Raw genomic sequence first — 16076 nt, forward strand, 5'->3', positions numbered from 1 at the left:
GTGGGGTGACGTTGCGTCGAGGGAGCCGCCCATGAGGAAGACGGCTCCCGGGCGGATCAGAGTGCGTTGTTGAACGCCGGGAGGTAGCCGCCGGACTGGCCGGCCGCCTTCGGGTGGTAGGACTCGCCGATGTTGGTCCAGTTCACGCTGTGCAGCCAGGAGCTGCCGGAGCAGATCTCGTGGCCGGTGAACGGGGAGCGCACGTCGGCGAAGGTGAAGCCGTGGGCGTTGACGCGCTGGGCGGTGGTGCTGTTGAGGAGGTCGGCCGCGTCGTTGATCGCCGCCCGCTTGTTCTCGGAGAGGCCGACGCAGGTGGCGCCGAGCTTGTAGAAGCGGGGGTAACCGAGGACGACGACCTTGGCGTTCGGGGCCCGGTTGCGGATGGCCGAGTAGACGTTGTCGAGCTTGCCGGGCAGCGTCGAGGTGACGTACGACCGTGCGGTGTTGATCCGGGAGAGGCAGGTGCTCTCGGACTGGAGCACACAGGTCGTCATGACGTCGGCGAAGCCCGCGTCGTTGCCGCCGACACTGAGCGAGACCAGACCGGTGCTGCTGCTGAGCGGACCGAGCTGCGACGCCAGAACTTCATCCGTTCGGGCGCCCGAGCAGGCGGTGAAGTCGAAGGACGAGGGTGAGTTGGCGGCTTCCCAGAGGTAGGGATAGGCCTTCGTGCTGCGCTTGCAGTCGCCGCTGGAGCTGATGTAGCTGCCCGCTCCGACGCCGGAGGAGTAGGAGTCGCCGAGCGCCACATAGCCGCCGACAGCGGCTTGTTGGGACGCGTGCGCCGCGGCCGCCCCGGTGAAGGCGGTGGCGACGGCGAGGAGGATGGAACCGAGATAGACGGAAAGTCGGGAACGTCTCATGGAACCTCCCTTTAGCAGGATCTCTGCCTCAACCTTCATAGCGACTACGCGCGTTGACTGGAAGTGTCCATGCCAAAAACGCCGACCCCTCCTCAGGACCCCCGCAACCTGTTCACCCCGCAACCACCAAGTCACCACCGGGCGACCACCACCGGGCCCCCGTCGGACCACCATCGGGCCACCATGGGCCCGCCGGCGAACCGTCACGAGACCGCCGTCGGCCCACTGGCGAACCGTCACGGGGCCGCCGCCGGACCGCCGTCGCCGGCCACCGGAACATCTGTTCAATCCCGGACGAATTCAGGCCTTGGGGCCGTTCGGCCCTTGACGCCCACAACGGGCTGCGTCAGATTGAAGCCCGGCATCCGACGCTTCGGGGGGCAAAGTCGGCCATGCAGACCATCCGCACTCGCACGTCTCTTCGCGTGAGCCACCACCGCACGGCCACAGCCGCACGGTCGGAGCCGCTCGGCCTGAACCGACCGACCGCCCCCGAGGCGCGGTTGCATCCGCACGCCACGGCGGCATGCTGGTGGCCGGGGGACGGCCAGAGGCACACGTAACAGTCAAACCAACAAAAACGTGAGTCCTGGTTTCAGGTCTTGCCATACGGGTTCAATCGTCAATACCGTCATACATTGCAATACATCTCACCCGCATCGGTCCGTCAGTAAGCGGCTCCAGGGGAGGGCTCAGGACCGCGACGTACCGGCGCGGGGCGCGGTAGGGGGGTGCCGTGCTCGGTGACCGCAAGGGATACCGGGCCGGGCCGCGCGGTCGGCCGGCGTGTGCCGCGGTCGGCCAGTTTTGCCAGCTCACCCGGCGTGCACGGGGCTTCTTCGCGTCGTGCGCGGGTGAGAACCCCCCTTTCGAACCGGACGAATAGCCGGGCTGCCCAGGGGCGGGCGGCCCACCGGACGAGAGGGACCAGACTCATGAGTTCCGTTCTGCAGCCGGCGACCGCGGACCAGAATCCGCCGGCCGCCAAGAAGTACCGGCCCGTCTCCTCGCACCTGGCCATCGCACCGCCGGTGAGCGTGGTGATACCGGCCATGAACGAGGCGGAGAACCTGCCGTACGTCTTCAAGACGCTTCCCGACTGGATCCACGAAGTGGTCCTGGTCGACGGCAACTCCACCGACAACACCGTCGAAGTGGCCCGGGAGTTGTGGCCGGACGTCAAGGTCGTCGAACAGCGCGGCAAGGGCAAGGGGGACGCCCTGAACACCGGGTTCCAGGCCTGCACCGGCGACATCATCGTGATGGTCGACGCGGACGGCTCGGCGGACGGCAACGAGATCGTGTCGTACGTCTCCGCCCTCGTCTCGGGCGCGGACTTCGCCAAGGGGTCCCGCTTCGCCAACGGCGGCGGCACCGACGACATGACCTTCATCCGCAAGCTCGGCAACCGGATCCTGTGCGGTGTCGTCAACCGCAAGTTCGGCGCCCGCTACACCGATCTCTGCTACGGCTACAACGCGTTCTGGCGGCACTGCCTGGACAAGATCGACCTCGACTGCACCGGCTTCGAGGTCGAGACCCTGATGAACATCCGGGTCGTCAAGGCAGGGCTGAGAGTGCAGGAGATACCCAGCCACGAGTACCTGCGCATCCACGGCGCGAGCAATCTGCGGGCCGTGCGGGACGGGTTCCGCGTCCTCGGGGTGATCCTCGGGGAGCGCTCCAACCGGCGTGCGCTGCGCCGCCGTCCGCACCACTCCCCGCTGCTCGACACGGTCCGGGGGAAGGTCTCTTGAGCGAGCCCGGCACCACGGGTGCTCCGGGCGGGCCGGGCGTGTCCGACGCGTCCGGCCCGCCCGGCGTCTCGGTCGTGATCTGCGCCTACACCGAGGACCGCTGGGAGGACGTCCTCGCGGCGGTCGCCTCGGTGCGGGCGCAGTCCCGGCCGGCCCTGGAGACCCTGCTGGTCGTGGACCACAACGAGGTCCTGCTGGACCGGCTGGCCAAGGAGTACCAGGACACTGACGACGTGCGGGTGCTCGCCAACGCGGGCCCCCGCGGCCTGTCCGCGGGACGCAACACCGGCATCGCCGCCTCGCGCGGCGGGATCGTCGCGTTCCTCGACGACGACGCCGTGGCCGAACGCGACTGGCTCGGGCACTTCGCCGAGGCGTACGCCGATCCGCGCGTGATGGCGGTCGGCGGGCGCACCGAACCCCTCTGGGCGTCGGGGCGGCGCCCCGGCTGGTTCCCCGAGGAGTTCGACTGGGTCGTGGGCTGCACCTACCGGGGCCTGCCCCCCGGACGCGTACGGGTGCGCAACGTCCTGGGCGGCAACGCCTCCTTCCGGCGCGCCGCCTTCGACGCGGCGGGCGGCTTCGCCACCGGGATCGGACGGGACGGGAACAAGCGTCCGCTGGGCGGGGAGGAGACGGAGCTGTGCATCCGCCTCAGCCGCGCCCGGCCCGACGCGGTCCTGCTGATCGACGACCGCGCGGTGATCCACCACCGGGTGCCCGAGGCGCGCGAGCACTTCCGCTACTTCCGCACCCGCACCTACGCCGAGGGCCTGTCCAAGGCCCTGGTGGCGCGCAGCGTCGGCGCCGGGAAAGGGCTGGAGTCGGAACGCCGTTACACCACGCGGGTCCTGCCGGCCGGGGTGGTGCGGGGGCTGCGGGACGCCCTGCTGGCCCGGCCGGGCGGCGCGGGTCGCGCGGGCGCGATCGTCGCCGGGGTGCTCACGGCGGCGGGCGGATACGTGGTGGGGAGCGTGCGGGCCCGGCGGGGCGGGGTCACGTTCTCCGTGGTCGACGTGTCGGCCGCGGAGGGCGGGGCGCACCGCGAGGGAGAGTGCCCGGGCGGGGAGCGAAGGGGTGCCCGTGGCTGACGAACGGGTGCCGATCCTTATGTACCACTCGGTGGCCGCCGACCCGAGCGACGCCACCCGCGCGCTGTCCGTGACCCCGCAGGCGTTCGCCGAACAGATGGCGGTGATCGCCGCGCGGGGCCTCACCCCCGTCGGCACGGCCGAACTGGCCGCCTGCTGGCGCACCGGGAGGCCGCTGCCCGCCCGGCCGGTCCTCGTCACGTTCGACGACGGTTACGAGGGCGTACACCGCCACGCCCTGCCGGCCCTCGCCGAACACGGCTTCCCCGCCACGCTGTTCGTCTCCACGGGCTGGCTCCGGGGGCCCTACGACACCGGCGGCGGCCTGGACACCATGCTCGACTGGGACCAGGTCCGCGAACTGGCCGCCGCGGGCGTGGAGATCGGCGGCCACAGCCACAGCCACCCGCAGCTCGACCAGCTCGACGACCGGCGGCTGCGCTTTGAACTGATCCGGTGCAAGGAGATCGTCTCCGACCAGCTGGGCCGCGTGCCCACGTCGTTCGCCTATCCCTACGGCCATTCCAGCCGCCGGGTGCGCGAGGCGGTACGGGAGACGGGGTACGCGCAGGCCCTCGCCGTCGGCAACGGGCTCGCCCGTCGCGCGCAGGGGCCCTACGCGCTGCGGCGTGTGACCGTGCGCCGGTCGACGGACGCCGCCGAGTTCGAGCGGCTGGTGGACGGCCGCGACCTCACCCGCGTCTTCGTCCGGGACCGGGCCCTGACCAAGGGGTACGCGGTGGTCCGCCGGGCGCGGCAGGCGCGGCGGCTGGCGGCGCGCGTCCGGCAGTGACACAGGTACGCGGCGCACGTCACGCGCCCCGCGCGCCTCGGGGAAACCGGGTGCGCGGGGGCGTCCGTGTGCCCGATCATGACGGTATGCCTGCGAACCCGCGCGACGCACTGCCGATCCGGCTCAACGTCGACGACAGCGACTCCCCGTCCGATGTCGTCGACGCGCTCTTCCTCGGCCGCTTCGCGACGGGCGAGCAGCCGTTCTCACACGCGGCGAACATCGACCGCGTGCGCTCCGGCGCTACCCTGCTGCCGACGGGCGCCGAGGTGCTGCGGGCCGCCCGGGACGGCGACCGCAGCGCCACCCTGGCCCAGGGCGACGGCTGGACGCTGCTGATCTCCCGCTGGAGCCGGGGCGCCGACGTCACCGTCACCGCGACCACCGCCGAACTCGCGGCGAAGATCCTCGACGAGGCCACGGACGGCGCGGCCGACGAACCGGAGCCGCAGCCGGAGAACGTCACCATGGGCTTCTGGTACGTGTCCCCGCGCCGCGGCCCGCACCGCACCACCCGGCAGATCTCCGCGGGCACCTGGGACGAGGTCCGGCCCAACTACACCGCGCCGGTGGCGGACGCCATGGACCGCCTGATGAAGACCACGCCGGAGGACATCGCGGGCCGGCTGCTCCTGCTGCACGGCCCGCCGGGCACGGGCAAGACGTCCGCGCTGCGCACGCTGGCCCGGTCCTGGCGGGACTGGTGCCAGGTGGACTGCGTCCTGGACCCGGAGCGGCTCTTCTCCGACGTCGGCTATCTGATGGACATCGCGATCGGTGAGGAGGACGAGACGACGGGCAAGGGGCGCTGGCGGCTGCTGTTGCTGGAGGACTGCGACGAGCTGATCCGCGGCGAGGCCAAGCACACGGCGGGACAGGCCCTGTCCCGGCTGCTGAACCTCACCGACGGCCTGCTCGGCCAGGGCCGCAACGTCCTGGTGGGCGTCACGACCAACGAGGACCTGGAGCGCCTCCACCCGGCCGTCGTCCGCCCGGGACGCTGTCTCGCCCGGATCGAGGTCGGGTCGCTGACCCGCGCCGAGGCGGTGAACTGGCTGGGCCACGAGGACGGCATCGGCCGCGAGGGCGCCACCCTGGCCGAGCTGTACGCCCTGCGCAGGGGCACCTCCCCGACGGCCCTGCCGGAACCGCGCGGGAACGCGGAGGCCGGGCTGTACTTGTAGGGACGGGGCACGGAGGTACGGGAACCGGGCCGGCGCCGCCTGTTCCCCCGCTCCCGCGCGGCTTCCCGCGGTTACGCCTCGTACGCCGCCCGCAGCGCGTCCCGGGCGGCGGCCAGGGCCGCGTCCTCGTCCAGTCCGAGCCGTCGCGCCCGTTCCGCGTACGTCTGGGCCGCCGCCGCGGCCTCGCGCTCCGCGGCCGAGCCCGCGGCGGCGACGAACGTGCCGTTGCGGCCGCGGGTCTCGATCACGCCGTCCGCCTCCAGCGCGCGGTAGGCCTTGGCCACCGTGTTCGCGGCGAGGCCGAGCGCCTGGGCCAGGCCCCGTACCGTCGGCAGCCGGTGGCCCACCGGCAGCACCCCCGACCGGGCCTGTTCGGAGATCTGGGCCCGCACCTGCTCGTACGGCGGCGCGCTGTCGTCGATGTGGATCTTCAAGGTCACGGCCCGATTGTCCCGCACCCGGCGGAAAATGAGAGGCAGCCGCAGCGCCTTCCCCCGTAGCGTGCACCTCCGTGACTGTGACCGTCCGCGATCTTCGCTCCGATGCCCGTGCCGACCTCGAGGGCTTCGCCCGCGTCCGGCACGAGGCTCTGCCGTTCATCCTCCTCACGCCGGACTCCCTGGCCCATGACCTCACCCGTATGCACCCCGACGCCCACTACCGTCCCCTGGTCGCCGTGGCCGACGGCGAGGTGATCGGCACGGCGCAGGTGCACCTGCACCACGAGAGCTCCGAGCCGGGCCAGGGCAACGTCAACGTGTACGTGCATCCCGAGCACACGCGCCGGGGTGCCGGGACACTGCTCGTGCGCGCCGCCGAGGAGCACCTGGCCGCGCACGGGGCGACCAGACTGTTCGCCTGGGTGCTGGACGAGCCGGGCAACCGCGCCTTCGCCGAGCGGCACGCCTACCGGGCGAGCCGCGCCGCCCACTTCCTCCGCCTGGACCTGGCGAACGGCACCCTCCCCCCGCTCCAGGACCCGCCGCCCGGCGTGGAACTGCGCACGGGCTCGGACTTCGCCGACGACCCGCGCCCGCTGTTCGCACTGGACGCGGAGACGACGGCGGACGAACCGAGCGATGGGGAAACGGAGCTCACCGACTACGAGGCCTGGCTGGAGGAGACCTGGAGGCACCCGCTGTTCAGCCCCGAGCTGACCTCGGTGGCGGTGGTGGCCGGCCGGCCCGCCGCCTTCTCCGCGGCCCGCACGGACGACGGCACCCGGTACGGCACGGTCATGACCGGTACCGCCCGGGCCCACCGCGGCCGGGGCCTGGCCAAGCTCGCCAAGAACGACTCCCTGCACCGCGCCCGCGCCGCCGGGTATACGGAGGCGTTCACGGGGAACGACACCGGCAACGAACCGATGATCGCGATCAACGAGTGGTTCGGTTACGAGGTCTGCGCCACGGAGGTGCGGTATGTCCGTGAACTCGGCTGACCGTCCGGCACTCCTGGACGTCGTCCTCGTCAAGGCGGGGCGCACGAAGATCAGTTACCCGGCCGAACTGCTCGCCGACGACGGCACCCGCGTCACCGTGCGCGCCCCCTGGGCGGGTGACGGCGTACGGGACTTCGGCTTCGTGCGCTTCGAGCCCGGTGACGTCTTCACGGAGCACTACTGGCGCGACCGGTGGTACGCGGTGAAGGAGGTGCGCACCGCCACGGGCACCCTCAAGGGCCACTACTGCGACGTCACCCGCCCGGCCGAGCTCTCGGCCGGCCGACTGCTGGTCGAGGATCTCGACCTGGACCTGTGGGTCTCGGCGGACGGCACGGACGTACGGCGGCTGGACGAGGACGAGTTCGCGGCGAGCGGCCTGACCGCGGCGGATCCCGGGGCCGCGGCCGCCGCGGTGGCCGCCCTCGACGAACTGGACGCCCTGGCCCGAGGGGGCGGGCTCGGCGCGCTACTCGCGTGAGGGTCCGGGTCGGTCCGGCACCGTGATCACGGCGTAGCGCTCGTCGTCCACGTCACGGCCCCACAGCGCCGCGTCGTCCGACAGCCGCTCCACGCCCGTCCGTCCACCGAGCGGAGCCAGGAGGGCGGTGAGCAGGTCCGCGGGTATCCCGACCGGGCTCACCGTCCCCCACACTCCTTCGACCAGGACGAGCCGCCCGCCGGGGCGCAGCAGCCCCCGCCAGTGCCGCAGCGCCCGGCCGGGATCGGGCAGCGTCCACAGCACATGCCGGACCAGGACGACGTCGTGGCACCGCTCCCCGGTCGGCGGTGCCGCGGCGTCACCGACGAGGAACACCGCGTCGTGTCCGGCGAGTTTCTCCCGGGCGAGCCGCACCATGACCGGTGACCGGTCGACTCCGGTGACCCGGTGCCCCTGCTCGGCGGCGAGCAGCGACAGGCTGCCGGTGCCACAGCCGAGGTCGAGGACATCGCTCGCCCGCTCGGGGAGCCAGGAACGCAGCCGCCCCGCCCAGGCCTCGCGCACCCGCGGGTCGCGCAGGCCGTGATCGGGTTCCTCGTCGAAGTCGGCCGCCCGCGCGTCCCAGTCGACACCCGCTGCGCCCGTCATGTCACTGTCCTCGGTCATGCGGCCAAGAGTGACACCCGCCACTGACACTCGACGAGTGACCGCGGCCACAGACAGTCCGGGACCGATGAGGAACTCTCCCCCGAAAGGTCCACCCCCGCGAGACCGCGGCACCCGTGGACCCCGAAGGAGGCAGCCATGCGCCGTGTCACCGTGCAGAAGCCCCTGAAGAGGACGACCGCGCCCCGGGGCCGCGACGAACCCGAGGACCGCCCCGCCCCGCGCCCGGAAATCCGCGAGGACATCGCCCGGACCTGGTGGCCCACTCCCTGACCAGGTCTGTCCGCCCCCTCCCGCCCACACCACGCAACTACTCGGCCGGCCGCTCGCGGGCTCTTACCTGATCCCAGCCTGAGCACTCCCTTAACGGGGCCATAAGGATCTCCGCGAGCGGCCTTCGGCAGGCGATTTCCCGGTTTCCCGGGGCTAGTTTCTGAGCCATCCCCCCACGGGATTCCCCCAAGCCCAGTGATCGTCCGAGGAGTTGCTGCCCCATGCCCGCACGCCGCAAGGCCGCTGTCGCCGCCGCCGGTATCGTCCCGCTCGCCCTGACCGGGCTGTCCGCCTCGCCGGCGGCCGCGCACGGCTCGATGGGTGACCCGGTCAGCAGGGTCGCGCAGTGCTTCGCCGAGGGGCCGGAGAGTCCGAAGTCGGCGGCGTGCCGGGCGGCGGTCGCGGCCGGCGGCACCCAGGCGCTCTACGACTGGAACGGCATACGCATCGGCGACGCGGGCGGACGCCACGAGGAGCTGATCCCCGACGGCAAGCTGTGCAGCGCGGGCAACGAGGCGTTCAAGGGGCTCGACCTGGCCCGCGCCGACTGGCCCGCGACGTCGGTGAGCAGCGGCTCGTACACCTTCAAGTACCGGGTGACGGCCCCGCACAAGGGCTCCTTCGAGGTGTACATCACCAAGCCCGGTTACGACCCGGCCCAGCCGCTGGGCTGGGGCGATCTGGATCTGGCGAACCCGGTGGCGACGGCCACCGATCCGGCCGCCGCCGACGGCTTCTACACGTTCACCGGCACCCTTCCCGAGCGCTCGGGCAAGCAGCTGCTGTACGCGGTGTGGCAGCGCTCGGACAGCCCGGAGGCGTTCTACTCCTGCTCCGACGTCGCCTTCGGAGGAGAAGGAGGAGGCGCGAGCGAGGACGCCGACGGCGGCGGAAGCGAGTCCGGCGCCGGTGACACGCCCAAGGACGAGGCCGCCCCGGCACCGGTCGCCTCCGCGCCCTCCGAGGAGCAGATCGACGAGGGGACCGACAAGTCGACCATCGAGAACCACGGCCACGGGGACGACGACCCGCACACCACCGCGCAGCCGACCCCGGCCGGCGACGACACCTCCCGTGACACGCCGGGCGCCGACGACAGCGCCGAAGGTGCCGACGGCACCCCCGACGTCGCCGCCAACCAGCCCAAGGCGGCCGGCACTGCGGGAAACCTCGCGGAGACCGGCGGCGACGGGAACACCCCGTACCTGATGGTCGGCGGGGCCGCCGCCCTGGCGCTCGGCTCGGCGGCGCTGTTCGCCTCCACCCGGCGGCGTGCGGCGAACGGGCGGCACGGCCGCTGACCCCGCGTCGACCGTGAACCGGGGCCTGTCCGGCGGCTCAGGCCGGACAGGCCCCGGCATGCGCACGGGCACGTACACGTGTCAGCGGCCCGCTTCGGCTACACGTGTCAGCTGAACACCGAGGCGCAGGTGGTGGGGCGGGCACGGGACGGGTCGAGGGCGTTGGCTACCTCGTGGAAGGCGATCCGGTCGATCAGCGCGATCGCCAGGTGCTCGGACAGGTCGACCGGGCACAGGTCCTGGAGCAGGACGTTGCGCACGTTGGGCCCGCTCAGGTACTGGCTGCGGTAGGGGGTGACCACTTCGTCGTACCGGGTGGCGATGACGGTGTAGCGGACGCCTGGCACGGTGTCGCCGCCCGCGTTGAGCCTGGTGAGGAAGTCCGAGCCGGCGACCTGCTGGGCGAGGGCGGGGGTCGCCTCGTTCAGCAGGTGGCCGACGCCCGGGAAGTACGGCAGCAGGTTGGTGAGGCCGGCGAGGGTGGTGCCGTGGTTGCTGGGCGCGATTCCGACGAGGGCGTTCACCTCGGCGGCGCCGCCGAGGAACTTGAGGTAGTGGCGGGGCATCATCCCGCCCTGCGAGTGCCCGACGAGGTCGGCCTTCGCCGCGCCGGTCGCGGCGAGCACCTTGTCGACGAAGGCGTCGAGCTGTTGCGCGGACTTGTCGATGGGGCCGAGGCCGTGGAAGAAGGGGACACCGTCGAGCTGGCCGTAGTCGAAGGAGAAGACGCAGTAGCCGCGGTGGGTCAGGTAGGGGGCGAGGCCCAGCCAGTTGTCGACGGAGTTCCCGAAGGTGCCGTGGACCAGGACGACGGGGCGGGGATGGGTGGCGGACGGCTTGCAGGAGTAGTCGTTCCAGCCCGAACTGGGCGCCCCCGCGGCGTGGGCGGTGGTGGCGGGGAGCAGGGCGACCGCGGCGGTCAACAGCAGCGCGGTCAGCGGTCCGAGCACTCGTCTCCAGGGCAGCATCGAGTGATCTCCTTACGGCTCAGGGGAGGTGCGGCGAAGGAACGCCCTGTGATCCGGATCACGAGGATGCTGGTCACTCGTCAAGTTACGGGCGAGTAGTACAATTGTGAAGTTACGGGTCAGTAAAAACTTTCAGCGACACCCGACGCCGGTGGCGACGCAAGTGATAAAGGGTCACCAGGCAGGGCGCACAGGCCCGTCGGGGGCGATGCGCAGCAGACGGTCGCGCAGCGCGCGGACCTCGCTCTCGCCGAGCACCTCGCCCCATGCGCGCACGGCCTCCGCCGCCGCCCCGGATTTCACCTACGCGCGGTCCGCGACCTCCTCCGGGCGGCGGACCTTCTCGTCCGCGGGGGCGAAGGTGAGCCGGCGGGAAGCCCGCTCGGCGAGGTCAGGCCCCTCCGGGCGCGGGGCCGGCGAGCGGGCACGGCCGCGTCGCAGGCCGGGCGTCCCGTACAGGGCGTACGCCGTCCCGGTGAGCGCCGCCGAGTACGCGCGGCCGGCCGTTCCGGGCGAGAGGTGCCGTAGCGCGGGGAGAGGCCGGAGACGATGCGTAGATGCGTGAAGCCCACATACGCACCTCCCGTACTCGTGAGTTCCGGCGCTCCGCGACGACCGTCGGACATCCGCTCCGGTTGCTCCCCCTCACCGCAGACCGGCTTTCGACAACAACGCCCTGACCGAGGCACTGCTGGTGCTGTCGGCATGGGCGCTCGCGGGCATCGTGATCACGATGGCCGCCGGCCTGCGCCACGGACGGCAGGAGCCGCAACCGCCCGCACGGACGCCCTGACCGCCGCCGCACACGCGGAAGTCCCGCCCCTCGTGGATCCGGGGCGGGACTTCACTGCGGTGTGCGCTCAGCCGATCTGGGTGCCGGTCGCCGAGAGGGCCTCCGTCACCGGCTGGAAGAAGGTCGTGCCGCCGGAGGAGCAGTCGCCGCTGCCGCCGGAGGTGAGACCGACCGCGCTGCCGCCCGAGAAGAGCGAGCCGCCGCTGTCACCGGGCTCGGCGCAGACATCGGTCTGGATCAGGCCGTTGACGATGTCGCCGTTGCCGTAGTTCACGGTGGCGTCCAGGCCCGTGACCGCGCCGGAGTGCACCTGGGTCGTGGAACCGCTGCGGGTGACCTCCATGCCCACGGTGGCCTCGGCGGCGCCGGAGATCGCCTGCGTGGAGCCGTCGTAGAGGTTCACCTCGCTCGGGTGGTCCACGTCGGCGGTGTACTTGACCAGGCCGTAGTCGTCGCCCGGGAAGCTGGACGCCTCGTTCTCACCGATCACGGTGCCGGAGGAGTCCGACCAGGTGGTGATGGACTCGGTGCAGTGCCCGGCGGTGAGGAAGTACGGCTCGCCGCCCTTGGTCACGTTGAAGCCGAGCGAGCAGCGCCCACCGGCCCCGGTGATGGCGTCGCCGCCTGCGACGTACGGGGTGAACTCGCTCTTGATGCGCTGGAGTTCGGCCTTGGTCCCGAGCCCGTCGACGACCTTCGTCAGCTTGGCCCACTCGGTTTCGGAGACCGTGCGGTCCGCGGTGACGACGACCTTGTTGATGGTCGGGTCGGTCACCCAGGAGGTACCCGGGATCGTCGCGTCCTGCTTGAGGGTGGTGCGCGCGTTCTTCAGTTCGGCGAGGGAGTTCGCCACGACTCTCGCCTTGGCACCGGCCTCCTCGACGGTTCCGGCGGCGGCCTCGTCGAGCACGTTCACCACGAGGCTCTTGCTCTTCGCGTCGTAGTACGTTCCCGCCGCGTCGGTGCCGAGGTCCTCGGCGAGCGTCGAGGCGAGGTTTCCGGCCGCCGTGATGGAGAGGGTCCGGGGCGCGGGGGCCTCCGGGGACTCACTGGCGTTCGCAGTCTGGAAGGTGACTCCCGCGGCGACCAGTGCGGCGATGCCCGCACCCGTCACGGCTGCACGCCGCCCGGGTATGCGTCGGTGCTTCAACTCGCGTCCTCCTGTGGGGGGACGGCCCGGGAGGTTGTGGGGACCTCACGAACCGGAAGGCGTACGGCCACGGGGGCGGCGCACAGAAAAAGCCGAGCCCCGGACCGGTGAACGCCGCCCACTATTCCGAGACCCACAGGGAGCACACAAGGTCGACTTCAGGACGTGCGTACGGCAACGAGCTCACGCCTCCTATGTCCTGACAGGTCATGGACACGCGGGGCAGTTCGCACTGCAAATACTACGAGCAAGTAACCAGCGTGCTGATTCGAGAGATTCACCCCTGGCTTGAAATCACCCTCGCCCGGTCCGAATTCGAGTGGGGCGCGATGGACGGAAGTTGCTCCTGCACCGATTCCCGCACCAGGTCCCGCGCCGCCCCCAGGACCTCCCGAGACCCCCGCGACTGCCGTTGCGACGGTGTCCTCCGCTGCGGACCCGCCGGTGCCGGCGGGTGGACGGCCCGCTCCGGAAAGCGCATCGGTGCGACGGGGAAGGGCAGCACCGGTTCGGCGTCGGCGTCGGTGATCCTGGCGGGCGCCGCCCTGTGCGTCCTGGTGTGCGTTCCTCGAAAGCGGCTCCGTGTCCGCACAAGGGCGAGCCCCCGCACGCTGGTTGCGTGCGGGGGCTTGTTCGTCGCGTGTCTGCCGCGGTGAGGCCCTGCGCTGCGGGACCGGTGGTACCGGCCGGTCCCGGTCGGCGGGCGTCCGGCCTAGTAGACGCTGACTCCGTAGGCGCTCAGGGCCTCCGTCACCGGCTGGAAGAAGGTCGTGCCGCCGGAGGAGCAGTTGCCGCTGCCGCCGGAGGTCAGGCCGTACGCGGTGCCGTTGCTGCCGTAGAGCGAGCCGCCGGAGTCGCCGGGCTCGGCGCAGACCGTGGTCTGGATGAGGCCGGAGACGATGTCGCCGCCGCCGTAGTTCACCGTCGCGTTGAGCGCGGTGACCCGGCCGCTGTGCGTACCCGTGGTGGAGCCGTCGCGGATGACGGTGGTGCCCACGCTCGGGGTGGCCGCGCTGGTGATGTCCACACCGTTCGCGGTGCCGGGGCGGCTGACGGACCCGGTGTAGCGCACGAGGCCGTAGTCGTTGCCCGGGAAGCTGGAGCCGGCGGTCGTGCCGATGGCCGTGGTGCGGGCGGAGTTGGAGTACCAGGTGCCCGCGCCGTCGGTGCAGTGACCGGCCGTCAGGAAGTACTCGACGCCGCTGCTGCTGCGGACGTTGAAGCCGAGGGAGCAGCGCCAGCTACTCGCGTAGATGGCGTCGCCGCCCTGGATGAGCTTGGTGAACTGGCCGGGTGTGCGCTTGATCTGCAGCGCGTCGGCGTCGGCGCCGGCCTCCTGCTTGATCTTCGCGATCTCGGCCTCGGACACCGTGCTGTCGACGGTGACGACGACCCGGTTGGTCTTGCTGTCGACGGCCCAGGCGGTGCCCGGGACGTCGGCCTCCAGCACCGAACCGCTGACGCTCTTGAGCTCGGCGGAGCTGAAGGTGGTGGGAGCTTCGGATGCGTTCGCGCTGGGGATCGCGATCGCGGCGGCGGCGACGAGGCCGGTGGAGACGGCGATCAGCCGGGTGCGTCTCGATATGCCGCTGCGGGGGGTGGTGCGCTTGATCCTCACTTCTCGTTCCTCCATGAAGGACGTAGGGGGCCCCGTGGGGTTCGGGCCCGTGAGGCGCAGTCAGGGGATCGGTCGCCCGGATTCCGAACATGCCGTGCCCCTGACAAGCGCTGGGGGTGAGTATTCGGTCGACGGACCGGTCGACGCAAGAGTGCCTTTCGGTCGTCGCCCTGTGAACCACCTGTGCGGCGCGACCCTCGACACCCCTGCGCCACCAGCCGATATCCCCATTCCGCAACCGGTCGCCGCCACCCCGGAGATGTCCGGAAGTGAACCCTCCGAATACTCTTGCGAACGTCCCTCCGAACCCGCCGCCGAAGGACTCGACAGCCCTCGAACGCGCCGCCGAACGCCACGCCGGGCATCCCGCCGGGCATCCGCCCGACCGTCCGCCGTACGCCCTTCGGGCCGCTGCACGGCTCAGGCCCCTCCGCGGACGCCTCTCCGCACCCCGGACTCAGCAGTCGCACCCGCAGTCGCAGCCGCCGTCCTCACCACAGCAACTGCAGCACTCGCAGCAGTCGCAACACCCGCTGCAGTCGCAGTTGGAGCAGGCCGACTTGCGCTCCCCGGTCCAGGGGTCCTCGTGGGTGCCGCAGCACAACTGGCACGTACAGAACAGTCCCACCCACACCGCGCACCCGGCGATCAGCCCACGTCGGCGCGGCGGCCCGGGCGGCACCGGACCGCCGGGACCGCCCGGCATGCCCGGGGCGCCGGGTGCGCCGGGCGGTGAGTAGGGGTGGGAACCGTGGGCAAAAGAAACGGTGTTGAAGGCACGATCTACGGAGTTGGGCAGTTCATGAACGAGCAGCCGGTGAGCGAGACCGCCGTCGGTGAACTCCGTCTCGCGCAGCGCGAGACGGATGCCCCGTACGGCGTCGTCGGCGAGCCGGCGGGCCTCGGTGAGCGGAGTGCCGGTGGCGGTGAGGGGGTTCCACGCGCCCGACGCGGCGTCGGCCTCCCGGTCCTCCACGGCGTCCAGGAGATGGGCGAGCCGGCCGAAGAGCCGTCCCGCCTCGGCGAGCGGCCCGGCGTTGCGCGCCCGTCCGGCGAGTATCGCCGTGTGCGCGAAGGCTGCCGCGGTGGCGGTCTCGGTCGGTTCGGTGACGGTGAGGATCGGGGTGCCGGGGCCCGCGAGGGTTTCGATGCCGGTCTGCCGGTCGACGGCGTCGACCAGGACGGCCGTGTCGAACCCGACGTCCGTACCGGTCCGCGCCCCGGCCCGGTCCCAGCGCGCGGCGACACGGCGCGCGGCGAGCGCCACCGGGCGGCGGGCCAGCAGCCCGTCCCGGTCGGCGACATGGTCGCGCACCTTGGCGGAGGCCAGGACCAGCGATACGGCCGCCGCGAGCCGCGCGCCCTCACCGTGCGCGACGGAGGCGGTCCGCATACCGCGCAGTGGACACGGCCCCGCTGTGCGCCGCCCGGCACCGGTGTCTTCGGCCTGAGCCTCCGTCAGGACGGAGATGAGCAGCCCGTCGTAGTTGGTGACGACGCGTGCGAGCTGTCCGTGGTCCCCGCGCAACGCCAGGCACAGTCCGCACAGATGCGCCATCCACTGAGCCGTGAACCGTTCACCGAGCCGGTGGCGGCAGGGCCTGACCATTCCGAACATGATGTTCCCCCGTACGTGGTCCGAAGTGGAGCGGCGGCATCGTACTCGCCGCCACGTTCACCCGTACGCGCCGCCGCTCACCCATACGCCGAGAAGAATCATATTTCACTCACAGTCA

Annotated in this window: 15 protein-coding genes and 2 pseudogenes; 8 read left to right on the forward strand and 9 right to left on the reverse strand. The window is 71.8% G+C overall.

Annotation, left to right across the window (positions count from 1 at the left end; translation table 11 throughout):
* Positions 1–56: 56 nt before the first annotated feature.
* Positions 57–863 (reverse strand): SGNH/GDSL hydrolase family protein, encoded by an 807-nt coding sequence (locus OHB56_RS09710; RefSeq protein ID WP_406352707.1) that lies wholly within the window; start codon positions 861–863, stop codon positions 57–59.
* Between the two features lie 935 nt (positions 864–1798).
* Between OHB56_RS09710 and OHB56_RS09715 the strand changes: the two genes are divergently transcribed.
* From OHB56_RS09715 to OHB56_RS09730, 4 genes are all read left to right on the forward strand, one after another.
* Complete coding sequence (locus OHB56_RS09715; protein WP_326751886.1) at positions 1799–2620, forward strand: glycosyltransferase family 2 protein; 822 nt, start codon at positions 1799–1801, stop codon at positions 2618–2620.
* A 38-nt stretch (positions 2621–2658) separates the two neighbouring features.
* Positions 2659–3711, forward strand: coding sequence for a glycosyltransferase family 2 protein (locus tag OHB56_RS09720; RefSeq protein ID WP_326756945.1), 1053 nt, complete (start codon positions 2659–2661; stop codon positions 3709–3711).
* Positions 3704–4504: a polysaccharide deacetylase family protein gene (locus OHB56_RS09725; RefSeq protein ID WP_406352709.1), complete on the forward strand. Its 801-nt coding sequence runs from the start codon at positions 3704–3706 to the stop codon at positions 4502–4504. The genes OHB56_RS09720 and OHB56_RS09725 overlap by 8 nt, the downstream gene beginning before the upstream one ends.
* A gap of 86 nt (positions 4505–4590) precedes the next feature.
* Positions 4591–5688, forward strand: coding sequence for a DUF5925 domain-containing protein (locus tag OHB56_RS09730; RefSeq protein ID WP_326751888.1), 1098 nt, complete (start codon positions 4591–4593; stop codon positions 5686–5688).
* Between the two features lie 71 nt (positions 5689–5759).
* Here OHB56_RS09730 and OHB56_RS09735 read toward each other — a convergent pair whose 3' ends face one another.
* A complete protein-coding gene (locus OHB56_RS09735; protein WP_326751889.1) occupies positions 5760–6128 on the reverse strand; it encodes a GntR family transcriptional regulator in 369 nt (122 codons plus the stop codon).
* A gap of 71 nt (positions 6129–6199) precedes the next feature.
* Between OHB56_RS09735 and OHB56_RS09740 the strand changes: the two genes are divergently transcribed.
* Positions 6200–7129 (forward strand): GNAT family N-acetyltransferase, encoded by a 930-nt coding sequence (locus OHB56_RS09740; protein ID WP_406352712.1) that lies wholly within the window; start codon positions 6200–6202, stop codon positions 7127–7129.
* Complete coding sequence (locus OHB56_RS09745) at positions 7110–7610, forward strand: DUF402 domain-containing protein (protein ID WP_326751891.1); 501 nt, start codon at positions 7110–7112, stop codon at positions 7608–7610. Before OHB56_RS09740 ends, OHB56_RS09745 begins: the two co-directional genes overlap by 20 nt.
* On the opposite strand, the gene OHB56_RS09750 is transcribed toward OHB56_RS09745, so the two are convergent.
* Positions 7599–8237, reverse strand: a complete 639-nt coding sequence (locus OHB56_RS09750; protein ID WP_355894715.1) for a class I SAM-dependent methyltransferase — start codon at positions 8235–8237, stop codon at positions 7599–7601. The genes OHB56_RS09745 and OHB56_RS09750 overlap by 12 nt on opposite strands.
* Before the next feature lie 138 nt (positions 8238–8375).
* Between OHB56_RS09750 and OHB56_RS09755 the strand changes: the two genes are divergently transcribed.
* Both OHB56_RS09755 and OHB56_RS09760 read left to right on the forward strand, forming a co-directional pair.
* Positions 8376–8510, forward strand: a complete 135-nt coding sequence (locus OHB56_RS09755; protein WP_364738198.1) for a hypothetical protein — start codon at positions 8376–8378, stop codon at positions 8508–8510.
* Positions 8511–8731: 221 nt separating this feature from the next.
* Positions 8732–9811, forward strand: a complete 1080-nt coding sequence (locus OHB56_RS09760) for a lytic polysaccharide monooxygenase (RefSeq protein WP_406352714.1) — start codon at positions 8732–8734, stop codon at positions 9809–9811.
* Between the two features lie 107 nt (positions 9812–9918).
* Here OHB56_RS09760 and OHB56_RS09765 read toward each other — a convergent pair whose 3' ends face one another.
* The 6 genes and pseudogenes from OHB56_RS09765 to OHB56_RS09790 form a co-directional block, all read right to left on the reverse strand.
* Positions 9919–10779 carry an esterase/lipase family protein gene (locus OHB56_RS09765; RefSeq protein WP_406352716.1) on the reverse strand — a complete coding sequence of 287 codons (861 nt, stop codon included), beginning with the start codon at positions 10777–10779 and terminating at the stop codon, positions 9919–9921.
* A gap of 174 nt (positions 10780–10953) precedes the next feature.
* Positions 10954–11070: pseudogene (locus OHB56_RS09770) on the reverse strand (MarR family transcriptional regulator); the annotation flags it as partial.
* Positions 11071–11082: 12 nt separating this feature from the next.
* Positions 11083–11274: pseudogene (locus OHB56_RS09775) on the reverse strand (hypothetical protein); the annotation flags it as partial.
* A gap of 365 nt (positions 11275–11639) precedes the next feature.
* Positions 11640–12722, reverse strand: coding sequence for a S1 family peptidase (locus OHB56_RS09780; RefSeq protein ID WP_406352717.1), 1083 nt, complete (start codon positions 12720–12722; stop codon positions 11640–11642).
* A gap of 712 nt (positions 12723–13434) precedes the next feature.
* Positions 13435–14340, reverse strand: coding sequence for a S1 family peptidase (locus OHB56_RS09785; protein ID WP_326751896.1), 906 nt, complete (start codon positions 14338–14340; stop codon positions 13435–13437).
* Positions 14341–14797: 457 nt separating this feature from the next.
* Complete coding sequence (locus tag OHB56_RS09790) at positions 14798–15958, reverse strand: DUF5685 family protein (protein ID WP_406352719.1); 1161 nt, start codon at positions 15956–15958, stop codon at positions 14798–14800.
* Positions 15959–16076: the final 118 nt, after the last annotated feature.

The organism is Streptomyces sp. NBC_01635, assembly GCF_045209715.1.
GTDB classification, from domain to species: Bacteria; Actinomycetota; Actinomycetes; order Streptomycetales; family Streptomycetaceae; genus Streptomyces; species Streptomyces hirsutus.